Origin of the sequence: Pseudomonas paracarnis (assembly GCF_904063055.1) — a bacterium.
In the GTDB taxonomy this organism is placed as follows: domain Bacteria; phylum Pseudomonadota; class Gammaproteobacteria; order Pseudomonadales; family Pseudomonadaceae; genus Aquipseudomonas; species Aquipseudomonas paracarnis.
The window spans coordinates 33,033-58,353 of sequence record NZ_CAJFCN010000010.1; the positions used below are offsets into that span (position 1 = coordinate 33,033).

The window sequence follows — 25,321 nt, forward strand, 5'->3', positions numbered from 1 at the left end:
GTACCGTGCCCATGCCCAACAACAATAATCCATTGACCCTTAGCGCCCCCTTGAGTGGGCCGGTGCTGGCCCTGAACCGCGTCCCCGACGAAGTGTTCGCCAGCGGCGCCATGGGCGACGGTATCGCTATCGACCCGCTGAACGACTGCCTGCAGGCGCCCTGTGACGGCGTGATCATCCACGTCGCCCGCACCGGGCACGCCCTGACCATCCGCGCTGATAACGGTGCCGAAGTACTGATGCATGTGGGCATCGACACCGTGGAACTCAATGGCGAAGGCTTTGCCTTGCTGGTGAAGGAAGGCGCACGGGTGAGCGAGGGTCAGCCGTTGGTGCAGTTTGATCTAGACCGCATTGCGCGCCAGTGCAAGAGCCTGGTGAGCTTGATCATCCTGACCAACAGTGAGCGCTTTGAGCTGCAACCGATTGCAGGCAAGACGGTGAAGGTCGGTGACGCGCTGATGCGGATTGCCGTGCGCACATCCGCACCGGTTAACACCGCTGTGGATAACTCGGACGCGCAAGTGAGCGCTACAGTGCGCATCACACACCGTGGCGGATTGCATGCACGCCCTGCTGCACTGATCCGCAAGACTGCTCAGGGTTTCAGCAGCCAGTCACAGCTGCACTTCGGTGATAAGACGGCGGCTTGCGACAGCTTGATCGGCCTGATGGGGCTGGGTATTGGTGAAGGTGACGAGGTACGGGTGAGCTGTCGCGGCAAGGATGGCGAGGCGGCGTTACAGGCATTGGTCGCCGCGCTGTCCGTGGCGATCCACGAGGAACACCACACGCCGGTCGCCGCCACACCACGCCGGGCGAATACCGAAGCCAATGTGCTGCAAGGCGTCTGCGCCGCTCCGGGCTTGGTATGTGGGCCGCTGTTCCGCCTGGCGGGCATCGAGTTGCCGGAAGACACCGACACCCATAACGTCGACGAACAACTGCAACGACTGGATGTGGCTCTTGAGCAAGTGCGTGGCGAAATCCGCAACACTCTGGAACTGGCCCGCCAACGCAAGAACGTCGAAGAAGAGGAGATCTTCGCCGCGCACCTCGCCCTGCTGGAAGACCCGACGTTACTCGACGCCGCCAGCGCAACCATCGAACAGGGCAGCGCCGCCACCCACGCCTGGCGGGATGCGATCCAGGCCCAGTGCGCCGTGCTGCTGGCATTGGGCAAGCCACTGTTTGCCGAGCGCGCCAACGACCTGCGCGACCTGCAACAACGGGTGCTAAGGGCGTTGCTGGGTGAAGCCTGGCATTTCGAATTGCCGGCGGGGGCGATTGTCAGTGCCCATGAGCTGACACCTTCGGACCTCCTGCAATTGAGCGCGCAACAGGCTGCGGGCATCTGCATGGCCGAAGGCGGTGCGACCTCCCATGTGGCGATTCTGGCCCGGGGCAAAGGCCTGCCATGTCTCGTCGCCCTGGGCAATGAAGTGCTCGACGTACCCCAAGGCCAACGGGTGGTGCTCGATGCCGCCAACGGCCGCCTGGAACTGGCCCCCAGCGAAGCGCGCCACGCCGAAGTTCACCAGATTCGCGAAACACAGAAGTTGCGACGCCAGCAGCAACAGGTCCAAGCCCGGCAATCGGCGAACACCACTGACGGCGTGACGGTTGAAGTCGCGGCGAATGTCGCCTCCAGCGCCGAAGCCCAAGTGGCGTTTGACAACGGCGCCGACGGCGTCGGCCTGCTGCGCACCGAATTCCTCTTCGTCGACCGTCGCACCGCGCCGGATGAGCAAGAACAGCGCCAGGCTTATCAGGCCGTGCTGGATGCCATGGGCGACAAGTCGGTGATCATCCGCACCATCGATGTGGGCGGCGACAAGCAGCTCGACTACCTGCCGCTGCCCGTCGAGGCCAACCCGGTACTGGGCCTGCGCGGTATTCGCATGGCTCAGGTACGCCCGGAACTGCTCGACCAGCAACTGCGCGCCCTGCTGCAAGTTACCCCGCTGGCGCGTTGCCGCATCCTGCTGCCGATGGTCAGCGAGGTGGATGAACTGCTGCAGATCCGCCAGCGCCTGGATGAACTGTGCGCGGAGTTGGAGCTGACACAACGCCCCGAACTGGGCGTGATGATTGAAGTGCCCGCCGCCGCGCTGATGGCTGAACAGTTGGCTGAACACGCGGACTTTTTGTCCATCGGCACCAATGACCTGTCCCAGTACACCCTGGCCATGGACCGCGACCACGCAGGCTTGGCCGCCCGTGTTGACGCGCTGCACCCGGCGCTGCTGCGGCTGATCGCCCAGACCTGCGCCGGTGCGGCGAAACACGGCCGTTGGGTCGGCGTGTGCGGTGCCCTGGCGTCGGACCCGCTGGCCACGCCAGTACTGGTTGGCCTGGGAGTCACCGAGCTGTCGGTAAGCCCGCCGCAGATCGGCGAAATCAAGGACCGCGTCCGCCACCTGGACGCGGCGCAATGTCGGCAACGGAGCCTTGAGCTGCTCGACCTGAGCAGCGCCAAGGCCGTTCGCCAAGCCTGTCAACACCACTGGCCGCTGAGCTGAAAACAACAAGAATAGGGAGACACGCCATGTACCAACACTTTATCGAAGGCCTGCAACGCCTGGGCCGCGCACTGATGCTGCCGATTGCGATCCTGCCAATCGCCGGCTTGCTGCTGCGCCTGGGCGACACCGACTTGCTCAACATCGCGGTGATGCACGATGCCGGGCAGGCGATCTTCGCCAACCTGGCGCTGATCTTCGCCATCGGCATTGCCGTGGGTTTTGCTCGCGACAACAACGGCACCGCCGGCCTGGCCGGGGCGATTGGCTACCTGGTGATGATCTCCACACTCAAGGTGATGGACACGTCCATCAACATGGGCATGCTCGCCGGTATCGCCAGCGGCCTGATGGCGGGCGCGCTGTATAACCGCTTCAAAGACATCAAGCTGCCGGAGTACCTGGCGTTCTTTGGCGGACGACGCTTTGTACCGATTGTCACCGGCTTTTCGGCGGTGGGCCTGGGCGTAATCTTTGGCCTGATCTGGCCGCCGATCCAGCACGGCATCAACAGCTTCGGCGTATTGCTGATGGAAAGCGGCAGTCTGGGTGCGTTCGTATTCGGCGTATTCAACCGCCTGCTGATCGTCACTGGCTTGCACCACATCCTCAACAATATGGCGTGGTTCGTGTTCGGCACGTTTACCGACCCGACAACCGGCGCGGTGGTGACCGGCGACCTGACCCGCTACTTCGCCGGCGACCCGAAAGGCGGCCAGTTCATGACCGGTATGTTCCCGGTGATGCTGTTCGGCCTGCCGGCGGCGTGCCTGGCGATGTACCGCAACGCGTTGCCGGAGCGGCGCAAGGTCATGGGCGGGATCTTCCTCTCGATGGCGCTGACCTCGTTCCTGACCGGGGTGACCGAGCCGATTGAATTCGCCTTCATGTTCCTCGCACCGTTCCTCTACTTGCTGCATGCGCTGCTGACCGGCCTGTCGATGGCCGTGACCAATATGCTGAATATCCACCTCGGCTTTACCTTCTCCGGTGGTTTTATCGACATGGTGCTGGGCTGGGGCAAGTCCACCAATGGCTGGCTGGTGGTACCGGTGGGCCTGGCCTACTCGGTGATCTACTACACGGTGTTCAGCTACTGCATCCGCCGCTTCAACCTGAAGACACCGGGGCGTGAAGATATCCAGGTGGTGCAGGCCGAAGCGATGAGTGACAACCAGCGTGCGACGGCTTATATCCAGGCGTTGGGTGGTGCGCAGAACCTGCTCAGTGTCGGCGCTTGCACTACGCGCCTGCGCTTGGACATGGTGGATCGCAACAAGGCGGTGGATGCTGAACTGAAAGCGCTGGGTGCCATGGCTGTAGTGCGCCCGGGTAACGGCGGCAGTTTGCAGGTGGTGGTTGGGCCGATGGCCGATAGCATTGCTGATGAGATTCGCTTGGCGATGCCGGGGTTTGTTGCCGCAACGCCTGTAGCGGTTGCGCCTGTGGATAAGCCGGTGGCGGTGAATGTACACGAGGCCGAAAAGTGGCTGAATGCCCTGGGCGGCCGAGAGAATGTGCGCCAACTGGAAGCGGTAGCGATGACCCGGTTGCGGGTGGAGTTGGGGGATGATTCGGTGCTGTCTGAAGCGGACCTCACTGCGCTGGGTTGCAAGGGTGTGAGCCAGCTGGATAGCGGGGTTTGGCACTTGTTGATTGGTGACAAGGCTTTAGGTTTGGGTGAGGCTTTGGAGCGGTTGGTTACCCGCCCTATCAACGCCTGACCGATCGTTCCCACGCTCTGCGTGGGAATGCCGCCCCGGACGCTCTGCGTCACGCCCTGCGCAAGGGTGACGCTGAGCGTCACAGGATGCATTCCCACGCGGAGCGTGGGAACGATCAGTTACGATCAGTTAGCCGTGGCTGCTGACACTTCGTGAAGATCCAGCACCCGATCCACCATCAACTGGATCCCTTCCACCATCCGATGAATCCCCAGCACTGCATCACGCAGGGGGCCGTCGACATCAAAAGCCAGTTGACCCGCCAGTGCCTGCACGGATGCCAGGCCTCGACCGATCGTTCCCACGCTCTGCGTGGGAATGCCGCCTCGGACGCTCTGCGTCCCGCCCTGCGCAAGGGTGACGCTGAGCGTCACAGGATGCATTCCCACGCGGAGCGTGGGAACGATCAGTTAGCCGTGGCTGCTGACACTTCGTGAAGATCCAGCACCCGATCCACCATCAACTGGATCCCTTCCTCCATCCGATGAATCCCCAGCACTGCATCACGCAGGGGGCCGTCGACATCAAAAGCCAGTTGACCCGCCAGTGCCTGCACGGATGCCAGGTCTTGGGAGGCGTTGGCGAGCAGGGTTTCGCTGTTCAGGTTGGTTAGGATGGTGAAGATTTGGTCGGTGGGCTGGGAATCAGATGGGGGATTTGGGCTGTCTTTGATCATGGTAAACCTCTGGTGTGAAGTAAGAACTACCAGCATCACTTGCAGATGATGGGTGGCAGCTGTGTGCGGGCCTGCAAGACCGAGAATCACCAGCAAGTCTCGGTAGACCCGAAGGTCTCCCGCACACAGCCGCCATAAATGGCGACCATGAAAAAGCGCCGCAATTATAAAGGCGCTTGTGACTAACTGGTGAGGTTTCGGCGGGCTTGCAGTCCCGGTCGCTGAATTGGCAGCGACTGACGAAGGTCAGTGGTACCCGTTCCGAGGGACAACCTGAAAGGCTTGTCGGAAAGTTCTGAGGCGCCTGCACCGGCGCCATCGCAGGCAAGCCAGCTCCCACAGTGGGTTGATGCATGACAGGACAACACGATCAAACTGTGGGAGCCGGGCTTGCCCGCGATGAGGCCTTCACAGCCAACAAAAAACCCGCTGACCAAACTGGCCCAGCGGGTTTCTTGTTTATACAGCCCACGAATCAAAAATCCGCCAACTGCCACACCTCATACGCCGGTGTCTCATACGGGTGACTGAGTTTCAAAGCAGCCACGACAGCCGCAATCAACTCATCCGCCACCACCAGCTCAACCTTCCACTCTTCAACCACTTCAACCTGGCCGACCTGCCCGATAAACGGCTGGCTGCCGTCCAACGCGCGGAATTGGCCCTGGCCCAGCACTTGCCAGGCGCAGCTGTCGTAGTCGCCGATGCGCCCGCCGCCGGCTGCGAAGACGGCGGTTTTTACCGTCTCCACATGGCTGTCGGGTACGAAGAAGGCGAGCTTGTACACGGCCTTAGTTCACCCACACGCGAGCGTTGCGGAACATGCGCATCCAGGCGCCGTCTTCGTTCCACTCTTCCGGGCGCCACGAGTTTTGCACGGCGCGGAACACGCGCTCCGGGTGCGGCATCATGATGGTCACGCGGCCGTCGCGGCTGGTAAGGCCGGTGATCCCGCGCGGCGAGCCGTTCGGGTTGGCCGGGTAGCTCTCGGTGACCTTGCCGTGGTTGTCGACGAAACGCAGGGCCACGGTGCCGGACAGGTCGGCTTCAAGCAGCGCTTCTTCGCTGCTGAATTCGGCGTGGCCTTCACCGTGGGCGATGGCGATTGGCATACGCGAACCGGCCATGCCCTGCAGGAAGATCGAGTTGGACTCCTGCACCTGCACCATGGCGACACGGGCTTCGAACTGCTCGGAACGGTTACGCACAAAGTGCGGCCAGAACTCGCTGCCCGGGATCAGTTCGCTGAGGTTGGACATCATCTGGCAACCGTTGCACACACCCAGGGTGAAGCTGTCGTTGCGTTCGAAGAAGCCCTGGAACGCATCGCGGGCACGGCTGTTGAACAGGGCCGACTTGGCCCAGCCTTCACCGGCACCCAGCACGTCGCCGTAGGAGAAACCACCGCAGGCCACCAGGCCTTTGAACTCATTGAGGTCAACGCGACCAGCGAGGATATCGCTCATGTGCACGTCGATCGCATTGAAGCCGGCGCGGTCGAACGCCGCCGCCATTTCCACCTGACCGTTGACGCCTTGCTCACGCAGTACGGCAACCTGTGGGCGAATGCCCTTCTTGATGTAAGGCGCTGCGATGTCCTGGTTGACGTCGAAGCTGAGCATGGTGCTCAGGCCCGGGTTGTCTTCTTCCAGGATCACGTCGAATTCCTGCTCGGCGCAGTCGGCGTTGTCGCGCAGACACTGGATCTGATAGCTGGTCTCGGCCCACTGGCGTTGCAGCAAACGACGCTGACCGGTAAAGACCGTGTCGCCGTTGAAGGAGATATTGACTTCGCCGTTGTTGATCGGCTGGCCAATCACCGCCACGCACTCGGCCAGGCCAGCGGCGCTGAACTGCGCGAGCACGTCTGGGGTAGCGTCCTGGCGCACCTGGATCACCGCACCCAACTCTTCGTTGAACAGGATGCCGTTGATTTCGGCAGCATCCTCGGCAACGCTGTCGAGCACGATGTTCAAGCCGCAGTGACCGGCGAAGGCCATTTCGACAACGCTGGTCAGCAAACCACCGTCGGAACGGTCGTGGTAAGCCAACAGGTGGCCGTCGGCGTTCAGGCCCTGGATCACGGCGAAGAAGGCCTTGAGGTCTTCGGCGTCGTCGACGTCCGGGGCCTGCTTGCCGAGCTTGCCGTGGGTTTGCGCCAGGATCGAGGCGCCCATGCGGTTCTGGCCACGGCCCAGGTCGATCAGGATCAGGTCGGTGGTGCCCTTGTCCATGCGCAGTTGCGGGGTCAGGGTCTGGCGGATGTCGGTGACCGGCGCGAAACCGGTAACGATCAACGACAGCGGCGACGTGACGCTCTTGTCGGTGCCGTCTTCGTTCCAACGGGTGGCCATGGACATGGAGTCCTTGCCCACCGGAATGGTGATACCCAGTTCCGGGCACAGCTCCATGCCGACGGCTTTAACCGTGTCGTACAGGCGCGCATCTTCACCCGGGTGGCCGGCAGCGGACATCCAGTTGGCCGACAGTTTGATGTCGGACAGCTTGCCGATACGCGAGGCAGCGATGTTGGTGAGGGTTTCACCAATGGCCATGCGGCCCGACGCCGGAGCGTCCAGCAGGGCCAGCGGCGTGCGCTCGCCCATGGCCATGGCTTCACCGGTGTACACGTCGAAGCTGGTGGCGGTGACGGCAACGTCGGCCACCGGCACCTGCCATGGGCCGACCATTTGGTCACGGGCAACCAGGCCGGTGATGGTGCGGTCGCCGATGGTGATCAGGAAGCTTTTGCTCGCCACGGCCGGATGGTGCAGCACGCGTTCGATGCTGTTGGCCAGGTCCAGCGTGCTTGGGTCGAAATCATCGCCCAGTTCAGCTTCACGGTTGGCCGAACGGTGCATGCGCGGGGCCTTGCCCAGCAGCACTTCCAACGGCATGTCCACGGGGCTGTTGCCGAAGTGGCTGTCGGTGACGGTCAGTTGCGGCTCGGCAGTGGCTTCGCCGACCACGGCAAACGGGCAACGCTCGCGTTCGCAGATGGCCTGGAAGCGTGCGAAGTCTTCAGGACCGACGGCCAGTACGTAGCGTTCCTGGGATTCGTTACTCCAGATTTCGTGCGGGGCCATGCCCGGCTCGTCGTTTGGAATGTTGCGCAGCTCGAAACGGCCACCACGGTCGCCATCGTTGACCAGTTCCGGGAAGGCGTTGGACAAACCGCCAGCGCCGACGTCGTGGATGAAGCTGATCGGGTTCTTGTCACCCAACTGCCAGCAACGGTCGATGACTTCCTGGCAACGGCGTTCCATCTCAGGGTTTTCGCGCTGTACGGAAGCAAAGTCCAGATCTGCCGAGCTGGTGCCGGTGGCCATGGAAGAGGCCGCACCGCCGCCCAGGCCGATCAGCATCGCCGGGCCGCCGAGCACGATCAGCTTGGAGCCGACCAGAATCTCGCCTTTCTTGACGTGTTCTTCACGGATGTTGCCCATGCCGCCGGCCAACATGATCGGCTTGTGGTAGCCGCGCACTTCATCGCCACGCGGGGTGGTGATGGACTGCTCGAAGGTCCGGAAGTAACCGGTGAGCGCCGGGCGCCCGAATTCGTTGTTGAACGCGGCGCCGCCCAGCGGGCCTTCGATCATGATGTCCAGCGCGGTGACGATGCGCTCAGGCTTGCCATACGGCACTTCCCACGGCTGTTCAAAGCCCGGGATCTGCAGGTTGGACACGGTGAAACCGGTGAGGCCCGCCTTGGGCTTGGCACCACGGCCGGTGGCGCCTTCGTCACGGATTTCGCCACCTGAACCGGTGGCTGCGCCCGGGAACGGGGCAATCGCGGTCGGGTGGTTGTGGGTTTCAACCTTCATCAGGATGTGCACCGGCTCCTGCACCGCGCCGTACTGGCGGGTTTCCGGGTCCGGGAAGAAGCGACCGGCGACGGAGCCGACGATGACCGAGGCGTTGTCCTTATAAGCCGACAGAACGCCTTCGCTGTGCATCACGTAGGTATTCTTGATCATGCCGAACAGGCTTTTTTCCTGGCTTTGGCCGTCGATGTCCCAACTGGCGTTGAAGATCTTGTGACGGCAGTGCTCGGAGTTGGCCTGGGCGAACATCATCAGTTCGATGTCGTGGGGGTTGCGCTTCAAGCCGGTGAAGGCGTTGACCAGATAGTCGATCTCGTCTTCGGCCAGGGCCAGGCCCAGTTCGGTGTTGGCCTTCTCGAGGGCGGCGCGGCCACCGCCGAGCACGTCAATCGCGGTGAGCGGCTTGGGTTCGGCATGGCTGAACAGGCCGGCAGCCTGTTCCAGCTGGCTGACGATGATCTGGGTCATGCGGTCATGCAGGCTGCTGGCGATCAGCTCGGCCTCGGCGTCGCTGAACTGCCCGGCGACGTAGAAGGCGATCCCACGCTCCAGGCGCTGGATTTTGTCCAGGCCGCAGTTGCGGGCGATGTCGCTGGCCTTGCTCGACCAGGGCGAGATGGTGCCGAACCGTGGCAGAACCAGGAACAAGCGGCCAGTCGGCTCTTGAACGGGAACGCTTGGGCCGTACTTCAGAAGGCGTGCCAGCACTTGCTGTTCGTCGGCGGTCAAGACGCCGGTTACGTCGGCGAAGTGAGCAAATTCAGCGTACAGGCCTGTAACAGCTGGAACCTTCTGGCTCAGTTGCTCAAGGAGTTTGCTGTGGCGAAAGGCAGAAAGGGCAGGAGCGCCGCGCAGGATCAACATCTTCGGGACAGCCTCGGGAAGGGGTGTGCTTTGAGGCCGTGCATTCTAGCGTAAACCTTCGCCAACGGCACCCGAAACGCTACCGGTGGCCGCCGCCGAACGTCAGTTGGCACGCTTTGCCTGCGATCACGGCGTGATGCAGGGTATTGGGCGCAGTTATTTTAACCGTCACAATCACTCGCCAAGCCCCGTTTCTGCGGGCTGCAGCACAGTTTTACGCTGGCTAGCAGACAAGTGCGCCGCTGTCGAGATATGGCGCCGTGAGCCGTTTGCGTATACTGCGCAGATGTTCTTCCCAACTGTTTCGCGCCTGCGATGCGTCAAATGGCTCATCGCCACCTTGCTCTTCCTGATGCTCAGTGCCTGTGTTGATAAACCCAGCACACTGGAGCGAATCAAGGAGGATGGCGTATTGCGGGTGGTCACTCGCAACAGTCCCGCTACGTATTTCCAGGATCGCAACGGTGAGACCGGCTTCGAATACGAACTGGTCAAGCGCTTTGCCGACGACCTGGGGGTGAAGTTGGAAATCGAGACGGCCGACAACCTCGACGACCTGTTCAGCCGGCTGGGCAAACCCAATGGCCCGGTACTCGCCGCCGCCGGCCTGGTGAGCAGCGACCAGCGCCAGCAGCAGGTGCGCTTCTCCCACCCGTACCTTGAAGTCACCCCACAGATTATCTACCGCAACGGCCAATCGCGTCCCACCAATGCCGCCGACCTGGTGGGCAAGAAGATCATGGTGCTCAAGGGCAGCACCCACGCTGAACAACTGGCGGCGCTGAAAAAACAGAACCCGGCGATTGAATACGAAGAATCCGATGCCGTTGAGGTGGTGGATTTGCTGCGCATGGTCGACGAAGGGCAAATCGACCTGACCCTGGTGGACTCCAACGAAGTGGCCATGAACCAGGTGTACTTCCCCAACGTGCGCGTGGCCTTCGACCTCGGCAATGCCAGCAATCAAAGCTGGGCCGTGGCAGCAGGCGACGACAACAGCCTGCTCAACGAGATCAACAGTTACCTGGACAAGGTCGAGAAGAATGGCACCTTGCAACGCCTGAAGGACCGCTACTACGGGCACGTCGATGTACTCGGCTATGTCGGCGCCTATACCTTTGCCCAGCACCTGCAACAACGCCTGCCCAAGTATGAGAAACACTTTCGTGCGTATGCCAAGGCCGAGAAAGTCGATTGGCGGCTGCTGGCAGCCATTGGTTATCAGGAATCGCTGTGGCAACCCACGGTCACCTCCAAGACCGGCGTGCGCGGCCTGATGATGCTGACCCAGAACACCGCGCAAGCCATGGGCGTGTCCAACCGCCTGGACCCCAAGCAGAGCATCATGGGCGGCGCCAAGTACCTGGCCAGAATCAAGGATGAGCTGGACGACAAGATCGCCGAGCCCGACCGCACCTGGTTCGCCCTCGCCGCCTATAACGTGGGCACCGGCCACCTGGACGACGCACGCCTCCTGGCGAAAAAAGAAGGCCTAAACCCGAACAAGTGGCTGGACGTGAAGAAGATGCTGCCACGCCTGTCGCAGAAGCAGTGGTACAGCAAGACCCGCTACGGCTACGCCCGCGGCGGCGAGCCGGTGCATTTTGTGGCGAACATCCGGCGTTACTACGACATCCTCACCTGGGTGACCCAGCCGCAGCTGGAGGGTAACCAGGTGGTGGAAGGCAACCTGCATGTGCCGGGCGTGGACAAGACCAAGCCACCGCAAGACACCCCGCAACTCTGATCACGACAGCCCGCACACAGCAAATCTCTGTGGGAGCCGGGCTTGCCCGCGATGGCGGCCTGACAGTCAAGGTATTCGGCGCCTGACACACCGCTATCGCGGGCAAGCCCGGCTCCCACATTTGATCATCGTCGCCTTATAGGCTGGTGAGCAGGTGGAGCACGCCGCCCGGCAGTACCATCACGGCGGGTATACCCGCGGCCTTCAACGCCGACTCATCCAAACGCCCCGCCTCGCGCAATTGCACGCGCACCCGCGTGAGTGCCACGCGCTGCTGTGACGTGACGTTCCCCTCCCCGCCCAATGCACTCACCACATCGGCCGACAACAGGCTCGGCGTCGTCGGCGTGACCGTCTCGGCCACCAAATCAGGCGTCAGGGCTTTCCAGAACGCCCGCTGCAATTTCTCGAACATGTTCAGTGCTCCATGACAGGTGAGGTTTCAACGGTGGCCGCGTGGTACAGGCGCAGGGCCTCGCGCACTTGGTCGGCTTCTTCCAGGCCCAGCACTTGGCGGGCAATGATCTGGCAGTCGTGCAGGTCCAACTCGCGCACGGTGGCCTTGATGGTGGGGATCAGCGGCACGCTGACCGACAGCTCATCCACGCCCAGGCCGATCAACACCGGCACCGCCAGGGTTTCGGACGCCAGCGCACCACATACGCCCACCCACTTGCCGTGGGCATGGGCCGCCTTGACGGTCATGTCGATCAGCCGCAGCACCGCCGGATGAAAACTGTCGGCCTGGCTGGCCAGGCGCGGGTGATCGCGGTCCATGGCCAGGGTGTATTGGGTGAGGTCGTTGGTGCCGATGGAGAAGAAATCCACATGGGGCGCAAACACATCCGCCATCAACGCCGCACTCGGCACTTCGATCATGATGCCCAGCTTGGGGAGTTCACTCAGGCCAAGCGTCTGCGCTTCCTCATCAAGCATTTTGCGCGCCAGATGCAGCTCCGACAGCAGGCTGACCATCGGCAACATGATATGCAGCCGCGCCAAACCTGCACTGGCAAGAATCGCACGCAACTGTTCACGCAACAGTTCGGGACGTTCCAGGCACAGGCGGATCCCGCGCAGGCCAAGGAATGGGTTGGTCTCGCTTTCCATCGGTACATAGGCCAAGGGTTTATCGCCGCCCACATCCAGGGTACGCACCACCAGATTGCGCTCGGTGCCGAGGGCGCGGGCGATGGCGCTGTAGGTGTCGGCCTGCTCCTCTGCGCTCGGGGCACGGTTGCGTTCCAGGTAGAGGAACTCCGAACGCAGCAGCCCCACGCCTTCAGCGCCCAGGGTCAGTGACTGTTCCACTTCCTGCAATGAGGCGACGTTGGCTGTGACCTCGATGTGGTGACCGTCGCGGGTGACCGCCGCCTGTGAGGCCTGTGCCACTTCACGCTGCAGCCGTAGCTTTTGCTGTTGACGAACCGCCTGCAGTTGCTCGATTTCAGCCAGATTCGGCTCCAGCTGCAGCTCGCCTTTATCGGCATTGAGCAGTACCCGCTTGCCGTTGGCCAAGGCCAATACTTGACTGGGTACACCGCAAAGGGATGGCAGGCCGAGGGCCCGGGCGAGGATGGCCACGTGGCTGGTAGCCCCACCGGCGACCGTGACGAAGCCCAGCACTTTGCTGGTATCCAGGCCGGCGGTTTGTGAGGGGGTCAGTTGTTCGGCGACCAGAATGGCGCACTCCGGCAGCTCCATGGAACGCTCCGGCACCCCCAGGATCAACTTGAGCACGCGCTGGCCGACGTCGGCCAAATCCGCCGCACGCTCAGCCAGCAGCGTTTTACCCAAGCCTTCGAAGAGCCTGGCGGTCGCCACCGTGGCCGTATTCCAGGCAAAGGCCGCGCTCTTGCCTTCGGCCAGCAGGCTATGAGCTTGTTCAAGCAGGGTCGGGTCTTCGAGCAGTTCCTGGTGGGCGCGGAAAATCTCGGCCTGGGCGCTGCCGGCCGCCTTGGCCTGCAACGCTTGCAGCGCCTCGTTTGCCGCCCGCAGGCCACGGGCCAATGCGGTACGTTCGAAGGTTTCTCCCGCACCGGCTTCGGGAATGTCGAGCGTCGGTTCAGCCACCTGGACCACCTGGCCGAACGCCGAGCCCGGCGACGCACAGACGCCTCGCAACACGGACGCCGAAGACGCCGACGCAGCGGGCTTGCTGATTTTCTCGACGGCTACCGGCAGCGTCTCGCCACAGCCGTCGAGCAACAACGCCACCAGCGCCTGGATCGCCGCCTCGGCATCTTCCCCCGCCGCGCTCACTTGCACGCTGTCGCCCTGGGAGGTCTGCAGCGCCATGATCGCCACAAGCGACTTGGCATTCGCGCTCAGGGTTTGCTTGTGCAGAAATATGCTTGAACTGAACCCCTTCGCCGCCTGAGCAAACACCGCCGCAGGGCGGGCGTGCAAGCCGCTGGCGTTGGGCAGGGTTACTGGCTTGGAGAACAGCGCATTGCCCTCCTCCTCGTCCACCTCTGCGGGTATCTGCCCCGGTGAGACCTGCAACAGTGGCTGGCCGGACTCGACCAGCGCCTGACCGGCCACCAACGGCACAAACGGCTCGCCGCTTACAATGAGCATCAACGTCAGCAGGCTACGTGCATTGAGCGCCACATAGTCGGCATCGAATTCGATCAGCGGCTGCCCGGCCTCCACCCGCTGGCCCTCCTCGACCAGCCGGGTGAAGCCCTGGCCCGCCAGGTTCACCGTGTCCAGGCCAATATGCAGCAATATCTGCACACCGTTATCGGCGGTGACGCTGACGGCGTGGCCGCTGTCCTGAATGTTGCTGACCACCCCGGCCAACGGCGCGCAGAGGGTCTGCGAAGTGGGGTCGATGCACAGGCCATCGCCAATCACGCGGCCGGAAAATACCGGGTCGGGGACCTGATCCAGCGCCAGCAAAACCCCGGACAAGGGTGCCAGCAGTTCCAGGGGTTGAGATGTGGTCATGACTTCACCTGTTTGTGTTGTTCTTTAAAAATCATTGAGTCGATGCAAGGTTGAGGATGACGAAGATCAAAGGTGGGAGCGGGCTTGCTCGCGAAAAGCGGTGTATCAGGCGACACATTCATTGACTGACCTACTGCATTCGCGAGCAAGCCCGCTCCCACACAAGCGCGGATTACTTCCACCAATATTCGACCTGCACACCGACGTTCGACCCATGCCGCGCCGTGCCATAGGCGCCGGTGTCGGACAAAGCCGAGCCCGCCGCCAGCTCATTGGCCGCACGCTTGGCCGCTTTATTCCAGGACGCATAGGTGTAATACAGCCGTACTTCCGGCCGCGCCCAGAACTCAGGGCCTTTGGGCGACCAGGTCGGGGCGAAGGTAAATTTGCTCAATTTGCGCGTACCGCCGGTGGCCTCGACCTGATCGTGCCCCAGCTCAGTGACCAGTTTGAATTGCTCGCTGAGCGCATACGCCGGGCGTACACCCAGGGACATCCAGTTCTGATCCTGACGCCCAGGGCGCACATCTTTCTGGTACACCGCCTCGACTTGCCCGCCGAAACGCGGAGTCACTTGCCAATCAAAGAACTCCACGGCGCGGTAACTTTTGCTGCTTTTGTCCAACGTGGTATTGCCGGTGTAACCCAGGCCGGTGCCAGGGCCTTCGCCGTACTGCAGGGCAAACTTGTTCTTGCCTCCCAGGAAAGCCGCTTGTACATGCTGCGCCGTCAGCGCCCAGCCACTGTTGGTGTCACGCCCACCGGCCTTGGCGATGTAGCTCAAGCCAAGTTCCAGTTCGCCACCGGGGTTGGTCTTGAAACCTGCGACGTTGAAGTCGTGACGGGTGGCGTATTCCTTCTGGTACAGGTTGTCCTTGCGCGACAGGGCGTAGCTGTATTTCAAGCCGCCGATCAACACGTCCTCGATCCCACCACCGGTGGCGCTCTGGTTCCAGTAGTAGAAGTCGGAAATATGGATGTCGTTACGTTTGTAGTAACGCCGCCCGGCCCACAGCGAACCGCCATTGAGACTGGGCAGGTTGGACCATTGCGCATACATCTGCGGCATGCGCGCCGAGCCGTTGTTTTCACCCTGGAACTTCAGGGCGCGGTCGTACCGGTTGTAGAGGGACGCCATGGCATCGACGCTGAACACAGAACCGTCGTCGAGGGTCAGCAAATCCTGACGCAGTTCCAGCTCGGCGTACTGCTCGCATTCGTTACCCAGGCGGTATTTGGTTTGCGCACCCGGCAGTTGGAAACATTGCTGCTTGCCGCTGCCCGTTGACGTGCCCACGCCGCTGCGCAAATACCCGGCAAACTCCAGGGCTTGCGCGCCAAAAGGCACCGTGAGGCAGGAGGCAATAAGGCCCAGCTTTATTGTTGTTTTCATGAAACGCTCCTTTTATTTTTATTGTTTTTTCTTACTGTCTTGCATGACGCGATCCCTGTAGGAGCGAGCTTGCTCGCGAAAAACTTCCTGCCTCCACGCAACACCTGGAGGGGCGCGTTTTCGTTGACGATCTTCGCGAGCAAGCTCGCTCCTACAGGGGGTGTTTCAATCAGTCAGGTGCAGCACGAAGGATTCATAAGGACGTAACAGCACAGTGCTCGTGCGCAGGGGGCAGTCGGGGTAGTTGCTGATCAACAGGCGTTGCTCGCTCTCGGCGTTGATCACGCCTTCTGGCAGCTGGATCTCGCATGGCGATCCATAGAAGTTGTTGAGTACCAAAAGGCGCTCGCCGTGGCCTTCACGCAGGTACGCCCAGACCTGGCGATGGTCTTGCAGCATCGGGCGGTAAACGCCTTGCTGTATCAGCGGTTCGCGACGGCGCAGATCGATCAGCCTGCGGTAGTGATGCAGCACCGAATCCGTGTCATCCACCTGGCTTGCGACGTTGATCTGCGCAGCATTCGCGGGAATGCCGATCCAGGGTTCACCGCGGCTGAACCCCGCGTTCGCTTCGGTGCTCCACTGCATGGGCGTACGCCCGTTATCGCGGGACTTCTGCATGATCGCCGCCATGCTCGAGGCTTCGGACTCTCCCGCGTCGCGCTTGAGCCGGAAGATGTTCAGGGTTTCCACATCGCGGTATTGCGAGATGCTGTCGAAGCCTGGATTGGTCATACCCAACTCTTCGCCCTGATACACATACGGCGTGCCCTGCAGAAAGTGCAGCGCCGTGGCGAGCATCTTGGCCGAGACCACGCGGTATTGGCCGTCGTCACCAAAGCGCGAGACCACCCGTGGCTGGTCGTGGTTACACCAGAACAACGCGTTCCAGCCGCCGCCGGCCTGCATGCCCATCTGCCAGTCGGAGAAAATCTGCTTGAGTTGCAGGAAGTCGAAGTCAGCCTTCACCCACTTTTGCAGGTTGGGGTAATCGACTTTCAGGTGGTGGAAGTTGAAGGTCATCGACAGTTCTTTAGACGCTGGATTCGAGTAGCGAATGCAGTGTTCCAGGCGGGTGGATGACATCTCGCCCACGTTGATAAGGTCATGGCCTTCAAAGACTTCACGGTGCATTTGCTGCAAGTATTGGTGCACGTTCGGGCCGTCGGTGTAGAAGCGGCGGCCGTCGCTGTTGTCCTCGGGGAAGTCGGCGGGCTTGGAGATCAGGTTGATCACATCCAGGCGGAAGCCGCCCACGCCTTTGTCGCGCCAGAAGCGCATCATCTTGAACACTTCGGCGCGCACCTGGGGGTTGTCCCAATTGAGGTCGGCCTGTGTATGGTCGAACAGATGCAGGTAGTACTGGCCAGTCTGCGCTTCGTACTCCCAGGCCGAGCCGCCGAACTTGGATTCCCAGTTGTTCGGCTGGTCGCGCCAGATGTAGAAGTCACGATAGGGATTGTCGAGGCTGCTGCGCGCCTGCTGGAACCATTCGTGTTCGATGGAGGTGTGGTTGACCACGATATCGAGCATCAGCTTGATACCACGCTTGGCGGCTTCGCTGATCAGCAGGTCGCAGTCGGCCATAGTGCCGTAGCTGGGGTCGATGGCGTAGTAGTCGCTGATGTCGTAGCCGTTGTCGCGCTGGGGCGAACGCAGGAACGGGGTGACCCACAGGCAATCCACGCCCAGCCATTTGAGGTAGTCGAGTTTGTCCACGATGCCCAACAGGTCACCGGTGGCGTTACCCGCGTGGCTGTGGAAGCTTTTGGGGTAGATCTGGTAGATCACCGAGTGTTGCCAGGTTTGCATGGTGGGCTCCTTCAGTAGAGTTGGGTGCTGGCCCTTCTGGCCTCATCGCAGGCAAGCCAGCTCCCACACTTGAATGTGTTCACACATCACTGTGGGAGCTGGCTTGCCTGCGATAGCGATCTTCAGGCGACCCGGTAACCAGGCCGAACGATCTTCATGCTCAACATGCACGTCAGCGCAAACGGCACGACCATCGCCACGACCATGCCGATCACGAACATCGGAATCGCGCTCGGCACGATCGAGATAAACCCGGGCAACCCGCCGACGCCGATGGCCGAGGCCTGCACCTTGTTCAACGACAGGAAAATGCTGCCCAGCGCCGAGCCCAGCAGCGCGGCATAGAACGGAAATTTGAAGCGCAGGTTCACCCCGAACATCGCCGGCTCCGTGATGCCGAAGTAAGCGGAAATCGCCGAGGTGGAGGCCATGCTTTTGTCCCGAGCATTGCGGGTCATGTAGAACACCCCGAGCGCGGCGCTGCCCTGGGCCAGGTTGGACATGACGATCATCGGCCAGATAAAGGTGCCGCCCTGAGTGGAGATCAACTGCAGGTCGACGGCGAGGAACATGTGGTGCATGCCGGTGATTACCAGCGGCGCATAGAGCAGGCCGAAAATCGCGCCGCCGATCATCGGGGCGATCTCGAACAGGGTCACCAAACCTTCGGTGATCAGGATGCCAAGGTGACGGGTCACCGGGCCGATAATCGCCAGGGCCAGCACGCCGGTGACGACGATAGTGGTGATCGGCACCACCAGCAGTTGAATGGCATTCGGCACCCGCGCCCGCAGCCACTTTTCGATCACGCTCATGACAAAGGCCGCCATCAGGATCGGCAGGATCTGCCCCTGGTAACCGACTTTCTCGATCTGGAACCAGCCGAAGATATCGAAGTACGGCAGGCTCTGGCCGTCGAGGCCGGCAACCGCCTTGCCGTAGTTCCAGGCGTTGAGCAGGTCCGGGTGCACCAGCATCAGGCCCAGCACGATGCCGAGGATTTCACTGCCGCCGAACCGCTTGGCCGCCGACCAGCCCACCAGTGCCGGCAGGAACACGAAGGAGGTGTTGGCCATCAGGTTGATCAGGCTCCACAGACCATCCAGGTTCGGGTAGGCCTCCAGCAGCGTCTTGCCTTCGATGAACATGCCCTTGGCGCCCATCAGGTTGTTCACGCCCATCAACAGGCCGGCAATGATCAGCGCGGGCAGGATCGGCATGAACACATCGGAGAACACCCGCACCAGACGCTGCATGGGGTTGGTCTTGTCGCCGCCGGCTTTCTTGACGTCGGCAATGGTCGACGCGGCCAGGCCGGTCAGCTCGCGCAGGGCGGCGTAGACCTTTTCCACTTCGCCGGGGCCGATCACCACCTGGAACAGGCCACCGGTAAAGAACGAGCCCTTGACCAGATCGACCTGGTTCAGGGCACTGCTGTTGACCAGGCTGGGGTCCTTGAGCGCCAGGCGCAGGCGGGTCACGCAATGGGCGGCCTGCTCAAGGTTTTCGCGGCCCCCGAGGTTGTCGAGAATCTCGCGGGCAATCGTTGAATAGTCGTGGCTCATGCTCGTTTTCCACTGTGATTGTTTTTATGGGTGGCAGTCGTTGGCAGCACGCCGAGGAGGGAAAAGTACTCGTCTGTACGAGTTAAATCAACAACTCGTCTGTACGAGTTACACTTTTGTTTATGCCTGCGAGCTTTCTGTCAGATTTTTCCCCGGCTCGCACCGCTGTCCAATGGACAAACCCCACCTCTGCCACTATGGTTCCTGCCTTGAACGCGCAGTCCACCTTCATAACGCCGGGCAAGAGCCATCCCATGAGCAAATACAACCAGATCTATACGGATCTGCTTGCCAGCATCACCACCGAGCGCCTGCAACGCGGTACGCGCCTTCCCTCCGAAACCGAACTGATGGACGCCTACCAGGCCAGCCGTGGCACCGTACGGCGCGCCATCGAGCAGTTGCAGGAACGTGGCTTTGCGCAAAAGATCCACGGCAAGGGCACCTTTGTGTTATCGCCCAACCCGATCGAGTTCCAACTGGGCGGCATCGTCAGCTTCCACGAAACCCACGCCGACCTGGGCGATGACGTACGTACTGACGTCGTCGAGTTCACCCAATTCCCGCTGGAAGGTTCTCTGCTACAACACATCGAAGCCGAGCCGGGCACACTGATCACCCGCATCAAACGGGTACGCCGTATCGGCGGCAAGCGGGTGATTCTCGACATCAACCACTTCGTCGCCGACCTGCTCCCCGGCCTGGACCGCTCGATTGCCGAGCAGTCCATCTACGCGTTTATAGAGCAAACGCTGGAGCTGCAGATCAGCTATGCACAGCGCACCATCGAAGCCCTGCCGCGCAGCAAGGACGACCAGGCGCATCTGGATCTGGATGGGCAAAGCCATGTGATTGTGGTGAGTAACCAGACGTTCTTGCAGGATGGAACGCAGTTCGAGTACACCGAGTCGCGGCATACGTTGGATAAGTTTTATTTTTCGGATATAGCGCGGCGGTAAGCGTAAGCCGTGAAACCCACTGACACCACGAAAAATACCCTTCACGAAAAACCTTCTTCGTAGTGACTGCATTAACTGTTGCGCAGACGCCGTACACATTATTCGAGTCAAACCAAGGGAGAGAATACGATGTTCAGGAAGAGCCTGGTGTCGAGTATGTACGCGTTGCTATTGATCGGCTGCACCGGCAGAGGCTTTCAACCACCGCCGCCGGAATTTACCAATTGGAAGAAGATCGGGGTGTCTGAAGAGGACGTCAAACACGCCATGACCGCATGCGGCTATACCAACCTGATAGGGACGGGCGACAGAACCCCGATTGACCAGGTGCTCACGCGGTTTTATTGCATGAAAGACGCAGGTTTCAAGCGCACAGATAACATTGACCTTTGCAAGGAAGGCCGCATCGGCGAATCACCCGTTTGCGAAGGCCGCCGGTAATCCGTCAGCGAAAAGACACAAGGTACTTGGCGATGCACAAGGCTGCCAGAATTTGCCAGACCCAAAAAGCCAAAAGCCCGCAATTACGCGGGCTCCAGGGTATTTCTTTCTAGTGGGGGCCCGGCAATGCCGGACGTCCCATCACTCCCACTCAATCGTCGCCGGCGGCTTGCTCGACACGTCATACGTCACGCGGGAGATACCTTCGATCTCATTGATGATACGGCCGCTGACCGTCTCCAGCAGTTCGTAAGGCAGGTGTGCCCAACGCGCTGTCATGAAGTCGATGGTCTCTACGGCGCGCAGCGCAACAACCCATGCGTAACGACGACCATCGCCGACAACGCCCACCGATTTCACCGGCTGGAACACCACGAACGCCTGGCTGACCTTGTGGTACCAGTCGGCCTTGCGCAGTTCTTCGATGAAGATGTGGTCGGCGCGGCGAAGCAGGTCGGCGTATTCCTTCTTCACTTCACCCAGGATACGCACACCCAGGCCCGGGCCTGGGAATGGGTGGCGGTAGACCATGTCGTACGGCAGGCCCAGTTCCAGGCCCAGACGGCGGACTTCGTCCTTGAACAGTTCGCGCAGCGGTTCTACCAGCTTGAGGTTCATTTCCTCAGGCAGGCCACCCACGTTGTGGTGGGACTTGATCACGTGGGCCTTGCCGCTTTTGGCGCCGGCCGATTCGATCACGTCGGGGTAGATGGTGCCCTGGGCGAGGTACTTGATGTTGTCCAGTTTGTTGGACTCGGCATCGAACACGTCGATGAAGGTGCGGCCGATGATCTTGCGCTTCTTCTCCGGGTCGGACTCGCCGGCCAGGTTGTTGAGGAACTGGTCCTCAGCGTTGGCGCGGATCACCTTGACGCCCATGTTCTCGGCGAACATGGCCATCACTTGCTCACCTTCGTGCAGGCGCAGCAGGCCGTTGTCGACAAACACGCAGGTCAGTTGGTCGCCGATGGCCTTGTGCAGCAGTGCCGCTACAACCGAGGAGTCAACGCCGCCGGACAGGCCAAGCAATACGTTGTCAGTGCCGACCTGGGCGCGCACTTGGGCGATGGCATCTTCAGCAATTTTCGACGGGGTCCACAGGGCTTCACACTCGCAGATGTCGAGGATGAAACGCGACAGGATGCGCCCGCCTTGCTTGGTGTGGGTCACTTCCGGGTGGAATTGCACGCCGTAGTAGCGACGCTCGTCGCTGAACATGCCGGCAATCGGGCAGCTCGGGGTGCTTGCCAGGATGTGGAAGTCTTCCGGCATTTTGGTGACCTTGTCACCGTGGCTCATCCACACGTCGAGGCCGAACAGGCCGTCGGCGTCGATGTGGTCTTCGATGCCGTCCAGCAGGCGGCTCTTGCCGACCACGTCTACACGGGCATAACCGAATTCACGCAACTCGGAACCTTCAACCTTGCCGCCCAGTTGCTCGGCCATGGTCTGCATGCCGTAGCAGATGCCGAACACCGGCACGCCCAGGTCGAATACCGCCTGCGGGCAGCGCGGGCTGTTGGCTTCGTGAACGGACTCGGGGCCACCGGCGAGAATGACGCCTTTGGGTGCGAATTCGCGGATCGCTTCATCGTCCATGTCGAACGGGTGCAGTTCGCAGTACACGCCGATTTCACGCACGCGGCGGGCGATCAGTTGGGTGTACTGGGAACCGAAGTCGAGGATCAGGATGCGGTGGGCGTGAATGTCGAGGGCCATGAAGTCAGTCTCGTCTAATGAATCAGAAACAACTCGGGGCTGAAGAACAGCCCCGGTTACTTAACATTTTGCTGGAAGGCTCAACCTACACGGTAGTTTGGCGCTTCCTTGGTGATCTGCACGTCGTGGACATGGGATTCAGCCATGCCGGCGCCGGTGATCCGCACGAACTCTGGCTTGGTGCGCATTTCTTCGATGTCGGCACTGCCGGTGTAGCCCATCGAGGAACGCAGGCCGCCCATCAGTTGATGGATGATCGCGCTCAGGGTGCCTTTGTACGGCACACGGCCTTCGATGCCTTCCGGTACGAGCTTCTCGGCGCCTGCCGAGGAGTCCTGGAAGTAACGGTCGGAAGAACCTTGCGCCTGGGACATGGCGCCCAGCGAACCCATGCCACGGTAAGCCTTGTACGAACGACCCTGGAACAGTTCGATCTCGCCCGGCGCTTCTTCGGTACCTGCGAACATCGAGCCCATCATCACGCAGGAGGCACCGGCGACGATGGCCTTGGACAGGTCACCGGAGAACCGGATGCCGCCGTCGGCGATCAAGGGTACGCCCGTGCCTTCAAGGGCGGCGGCGACGTTGGCGATGGCGCTGATCTGCGGCACGCCCACACCGGCAACGATGCGCGTGGTGCAGATGGAACCTGGGCCGATACCGACCTTGACTGCGTCGGCGCCCGCTTCGGCCAGGGCCTTGGCGGCAGCGCCGGTGGCGATGTTGCCGCCGATCACCTGCACGTCAGGGAAGTTCTGCTTGACCCAACGCACGCGGTCAATCACGCCTTTGGAGTGGCCGTGGGCGGTGTCGACCACTACCACGTCAACACCGGCGGCGACCAGGGCCGAGACCCGATCACCAGTGTCTTTACCGGTACCGACGGCAGCGCCAACACGCAGACGACCTTGGTCATCCTTGCTGGCCAGCGGGTAAGCCTTGGCTTTTTCGATGTCGTTGACGGTCATCATGCCTTTGAGGGCGAATTTGTCGTCGACGATCAGCACGCGCTCGATGCGGTGCTTGTGCAGCAGTTCGCGCACATCGTTCTTGTCGGCGCCTTCCTTGACGGTGACGAGGCGCTCTTTAGGCGTCATCACTTCACGGACGGTGACTTCAAGGCGGTTCTCGAAACGCACGTCACGGGAAGTGACGATGCCGACCAGGTCGCCATCGTGCAGCACCGGGACGCCGGAGATGTTGTGCATACGCGTGAGTTCGAACAGGTCACGCACGGTGGCGTCAGCTTCGATGGTGATCGGATCTTTCACCACGCCGGCTTCGTAACGCTTGACCTTGCGCACTTCGGCAGCTTGCTGCTCGATGGTCATGTTCTTGTGGATGATGCCGATGCCGCCTTCCTGAGCCATGGCAATGGCCAGACGGGCTTCGGTGACGGTGTCCATGGCAGCGGAAACCAGGGGAATATTCAGCTCGATGCCACGGGTTAGGCGGGTCTTGAGACTGACTTCGTTAGGAAGCACCTCGGAATAACCGGGCACTAGGAGAATGTCGTCGAATGTCAGAGCTTCTTGGCTGATACGCAGCATCGCGGGGGCTCCCGAGCGGGAAAATGGAAGCGCGCCATTATATACATGCACCCTGCCCGGCTCAATGTAAAACTCTGACAAACTTGGTAATACTGATAGATGGATTAAAGCTCGACTTTGACCCAGCTCATTTTCTGGTCCAACCAATCGGCAAATTCGTCGATAAAGCTCTGCTTGAACCCCGCCTCCGCCCAGTTGTTGAAGATGAACCCCAGGTTGGAAAACCCGCATTCCTGCAGGAACAGAAAACCGTTGATGTCATCTTCATGCCCACACAGCGGGCAGGTGAAGTTGTCGGTGTGGCCAGGCATCCAGTCTTCCAGGCTTTCGAACAGCGCCTCACCAACTTCCTTCAGGCATTCCGGGCAACCGGCTTCTTCAAGAAACCCCTTGGCCGGGGTATAGATGCAACGCTTGTAGATGATCTCCAGGCCATTGACCGGCTCGTTGAACGGCAGCGCCTCGGGGTGCAGCACCACGGCGCGGGCGCCATCGGCCAGGGCGTAGCCCATGCGGTTGCCGGTACGCCCGCAAGTGGTGAGTTCTTCCTTGATGATGTTCTTGCGCACCAGCCAGCGCACAATCGCCCGGGCGCGGGGTTCGTGGACGGGCAAGGTGGAGATTTTCGGGACAAGGATGCTTTGGGAGTTCATGGGAGTCCTGCGGTGTGGCTATTGGCGCCATCGCGGGCAAGCCCGGCTCCCACAGTTGATCGCATTCCAATGTGGGAGCCGGGCTTGCCCGCGATGACGCCCGGGAGGACGGCAGCTTAATCCCTGAAAAAATCAGGTCAAGTACTCACATACCGCCCGATCAACGCAATACCACTGGCCAATACCAACCAGGTCACCAACCGCACGAACGCCTCCCGGGACAGCCGCATCGTCAGCCTGCGCCCACACCACAGCCCCAGGGCCATCGCCGGCAACAGACAAACCGCCAACATCGATAACGGCAAATCTGCATACACCCCGGCAATCAGGAACAAACTCAAACGCACGACCGTGCTGCAACTGATCAGCGCGCTTTGCGTGGCCCGCGCCTCGTCTTTGGGTAAACGGCTGTTAAGGTAAATCGCATATAAAAAGCCGCCACTACCAAATAGCGCACCAAACAGGCCACCCACAGTGCCCATGGGAATCGACCAGCCCGCCGCCAATTGAGTCGGCCGCGCTTTCACCGCCAGGCTGTAAATCGCGTAGGCACTGATAAACAGCCCCATCAACAACAGCAACAAGTCCGAATGCAAGTTGAGCAAAAACCCCACGCCCAGGCTGCAGCCGATGGCCATGCAGGGCAGCAACCGCAACAGTTCCGGCTTGTTCACATCGTGCCGCGCTTGCAGCAGGCCGCCAAACGCCGCGACAAAATCCAGCAGCACCAGCAACGGGATGATCTTCGACAGCGGCATGAATAGAATCAGGATTGGCCCGGCGACCAAGGCCGTCCCGAACCCGGCAATGCCAAACACCACATAGGCCAGCACCACACCCAGGCCGATCACCAGCCAATCCACAGCCCCGAACGACCACTGACTCATCAACTCAACCAGGCTCATGGGTTATTCCTTGTT

Annotated in this window: 18 protein-coding genes; 5 read left to right on the forward strand and 13 right to left on the reverse strand. The window is 61.2% G+C overall.

The genetic code is table 11. The features are described from left to right. The first annotated feature begins 11 nt into the window (after positions 1-11). Positions 12-2,522: a phosphoenolpyruvate--protein phosphotransferase gene (ptsP, locus tag JMV15_RS20345; protein ID WP_014719793.1), complete on the forward strand. Its 2,511-nt coding sequence runs from the start codon at positions 12-14 to the stop codon at positions 2,520-2,522. A 26-nt stretch (positions 2,523-2,548) separates the two neighbouring features. After that, positions 2,549-4,246, forward strand: a complete 1,698-nt coding sequence (nagE, locus tag JMV15_RS20350; protein WP_014719794.1) for an N-acetylglucosamine-specific PTS transporter subunit IIBC — start codon at positions 2,549-2,551, stop codon at positions 4,244-4,246. A 125-nt stretch (positions 4,247-4,371) separates the two neighbouring features. On the opposite strand, the gene JMV15_RS20355 is transcribed toward nagE, so the two are convergent. From JMV15_RS20355 to purL, 4 genes are all read right to left on the reverse strand, one after another. Next, a complete protein-coding gene (locus tag JMV15_RS20355; protein ID WP_019817235.1) occupies positions 4,372-4,620 on the reverse strand; it encodes a DUF6124 family protein in 249 nt (82 codons plus the stop codon). 32 nt (positions 4,621-4,652) lie between these two features. Next, positions 4,653-4,922, reverse strand: a complete 270-nt coding sequence (locus JMV15_RS20360) for a DUF6124 family protein (protein WP_038451416.1) — start codon at positions 4,920-4,922, stop codon at positions 4,653-4,655. 475 nt (positions 4,923-5,397) lie between these two features. Next, a complete protein-coding gene (locus tag JMV15_RS20365) occupies positions 5,398-5,709 on the reverse strand; it encodes an NIF3 1 (protein WP_014719796.1) in 312 nt (103 codons plus the stop codon). Between the two features lie 4 nt (positions 5,710-5,713). Continuing rightward, the gene (purL, locus tag JMV15_RS20370; protein ID WP_038451418.1) at positions 5,714-9,610 is read right to left on the reverse strand and encodes a phosphoribosylformylglycinamidine synthase; all 3,897 of its coding nucleotides are present in this window, start codon (positions 9,608-9,610) and stop codon (positions 5,714-5,716) included. Positions 9,611-9,896: 286 nt separating this feature from the next. On the opposite strand from purL, the gene mltF reads away from it, so the two are divergent. Continuing rightward, positions 9,897-11,357 carry a membrane-bound lytic murein transglycosylase MltF gene (mltF, locus tag JMV15_RS20375; protein ID WP_014719798.1) on the forward strand — a complete coding sequence of 487 codons (1,461 nt, stop codon included), beginning with the start codon at positions 9,897-9,899 and terminating at the stop codon, positions 11,355-11,357. A gap of 136 nt (positions 11,358-11,493) precedes the next feature. Here mltF and JMV15_RS20380 read toward each other — a convergent pair whose 3' ends face one another. The 5 genes from JMV15_RS20380 to treP all read right to left on the reverse strand — a co-directional run bounded on the left by JMV15_RS20380 (position 11,494) and on the right by treP (position 19,079). Further along, positions 11,494-11,772, reverse strand: a complete 279-nt coding sequence (locus JMV15_RS20380; protein WP_019817232.1) for a PTS transporter subunit EIIB — start codon at positions 11,770-11,772, stop codon at positions 11,494-11,496. Between the two features lie 2 nt (positions 11,773-11,774). Continuing rightward, positions 11,775-14,309 carry a phosphoenolpyruvate--protein phosphotransferase gene (ptsP, locus tag JMV15_RS20385; protein ID WP_019817231.1) on the reverse strand — a complete coding sequence of 845 codons (2,535 nt, stop codon included), beginning with the start codon at positions 14,307-14,309 and terminating at the stop codon, positions 11,775-11,777. Positions 14,310-14,481: 172 nt separating this feature from the next. Next, positions 14,482-15,702, reverse strand: a complete 1,221-nt coding sequence (locus JMV15_RS20390; protein ID WP_019817230.1) for a maltoporin — start codon at positions 15,700-15,702, stop codon at positions 14,482-14,484. A gap of 165 nt (positions 15,703-15,867) precedes the next feature. Beyond that, positions 15,868-17,514, reverse strand: coding sequence for an alpha,alpha-phosphotrehalase (gene treC, locus JMV15_RS20395; RefSeq protein ID WP_019817229.1), 1,647 nt, complete (start codon positions 17,512-17,514; stop codon positions 15,868-15,870). Positions 17,515-17,636: 122 nt separating this feature from the next. Further along, complete coding sequence (treP, locus tag JMV15_RS20400) at positions 17,637-19,079, reverse strand: PTS system trehalose-specific EIIBC component (RefSeq protein ID WP_014719803.1); 1,443 nt, start codon at positions 19,077-19,079, stop codon at positions 17,637-17,639. A 254-nt stretch (positions 19,080-19,333) separates the two neighbouring features. Here treP and treR point away from each other — a divergent pair, with 254 nt between their 5' ends. Together treR and JMV15_RS20410 are read left to right on the forward strand one after the other, a co-directional pair. Next, positions 19,334-20,038: a trehalose operon repressor gene (treR, locus tag JMV15_RS20405; protein ID WP_014719804.1), complete on the forward strand. Its 705-nt coding sequence runs from the start codon at positions 19,334-19,336 to the stop codon at positions 20,036-20,038. 129 nt (positions 20,039-20,167) lie between these two features. Next, the gene (locus JMV15_RS20410) at positions 20,168-20,479 is read left to right on the forward strand and encodes a hypothetical protein (protein ID WP_014719805.1); all 312 of its coding nucleotides are present in this window, start codon (positions 20,168-20,170) and stop codon (positions 20,477-20,479) included. A gap of 141 nt (positions 20,480-20,620) precedes the next feature. Here JMV15_RS20410 and guaA read toward each other — a convergent pair whose 3' ends face one another. From guaA to JMV15_RS20430, 4 genes are all read right to left on the reverse strand, one after another. After that, positions 20,621-22,198: a glutamine-hydrolyzing GMP synthase gene (gene guaA / locus JMV15_RS20415; RefSeq protein ID WP_014719806.1), complete on the reverse strand. Its 1,578-nt coding sequence runs from the start codon at positions 22,196-22,198 to the stop codon at positions 20,621-20,623. Positions 22,199-22,278: 80 nt separating this feature from the next. Beyond that, positions 22,279-23,748: an IMP dehydrogenase gene (gene guaB, locus JMV15_RS20420; RefSeq protein WP_014719807.1), complete on the reverse strand. Its 1,470-nt coding sequence runs from the start codon at positions 23,746-23,748 to the stop codon at positions 22,279-22,281. Positions 23,749-23,852: 104 nt separating this feature from the next. Continuing rightward, positions 23,853-24,401: a hypothetical protein gene (locus JMV15_RS20425; protein WP_005791157.1), complete on the reverse strand. Its 549-nt coding sequence runs from the start codon at positions 24,399-24,401 to the stop codon at positions 23,853-23,855. 137 nt (positions 24,402-24,538) lie between these two features. Beyond that, positions 24,539-25,306 (reverse strand): sulfite exporter TauE/SafE family protein, encoded by a 768-nt coding sequence (locus JMV15_RS20430; protein WP_201491882.1) that lies wholly within the window; start codon positions 25,304-25,306, stop codon positions 24,539-24,541. Between the last annotated feature and the right edge of the window lie 15 nt (positions 25,307-25,321).

Bases quoted from the DNA above. Each gene is read 5' to 3' on its own strand.
- ptsP (WP_014719793.1), top strand. From the start codon at position 12: ATGCCCAACAACAATAATCCATTGACCCTTAGCGCCCCCTTGAGTGGG.
- nagE (WP_014719794.1), top strand. From the start codon at position 2,549: ATGTACCAACACTTTATCGAAGGCCTGCAACGCCTGGGCCGCGCACTG.
- JMV15_RS20360 (WP_038451416.1), bottom strand. From the start codon at position 4,922: ATGATCAAAGACAGCCCAAATCCCCCATCTGATTCCCAGCCCACCGAC.
- purL (WP_038451418.1), bottom strand. From the start codon at position 9,610: ATGTTGATCCTGCGCGGCGCTCCTGCCCTTTCTGCCTTTCGCCACAGC.
- mltF (WP_014719798.1), top strand. From the start codon at position 9,897: ATGTTCTTCCCAACTGTTTCGCGCCTGCGATGCGTCAAATGGCTCATC.
- JMV15_RS20380 (WP_019817232.1), bottom strand. From the start codon at position 11,772: ATGTTCGAGAAATTGCAGCGGGCGTTCTGGAAAGCCCTGACGCCTGAT.
- ptsP (WP_019817231.1), bottom strand. From the start codon at position 14,309: ATGACCACATCTCAACCCCTGGAACTGCTGGCACCCTTGTCCGGGGTT.
- JMV15_RS20390 (WP_019817230.1), bottom strand. From the start codon at position 15,702: ATGAAAACAACAATAAAGCTGGGCCTTATTGCCTCCTGCCTCACGGTG.
- treC (WP_019817229.1), bottom strand. From the start codon at position 17,514: ATGCAAACCTGGCAACACTCGGTGATCTACCAGATCTACCCCAAAAGC.
- treP (WP_014719803.1), bottom strand. From the start codon at position 19,079: ATGAGCCACGACTATTCAACGATTGCCCGCGAGATTCTCGACAACCTC.
- treR (WP_014719804.1), top strand. From the start codon at position 19,334: ATGAGCAAATACAACCAGATCTATACGGATCTGCTTGCCAGCATCACC.
- JMV15_RS20410 (WP_014719805.1), top strand. From the start codon at position 20,168: ATGTTCAGGAAGAGCCTGGTGTCGAGTATGTACGCGTTGCTATTGATC.
- guaA (WP_014719806.1), bottom strand. From the start codon at position 22,198: ATGGCCCTCGACATTCACGCCCACCGCATCCTGATCCTCGACTTCGGT.
- guaB (WP_014719807.1), bottom strand. From the start codon at position 23,748: ATGCTGCGTATCAGCCAAGAAGCTCTGACATTCGACGACATTCTCCTA.
- JMV15_RS20425 (WP_005791157.1), bottom strand. From the start codon at position 24,401: ATGAACTCCCAAAGCATCCTTGTCCCGAAAATCTCCACCTTGCCCGTC.
- JMV15_RS20430 (WP_201491882.1), bottom strand. From the start codon at position 25,306: ATGAGCCTGGTTGAGTTGATGAGTCAGTGGTCGTTCGGGGCTGTGGAT.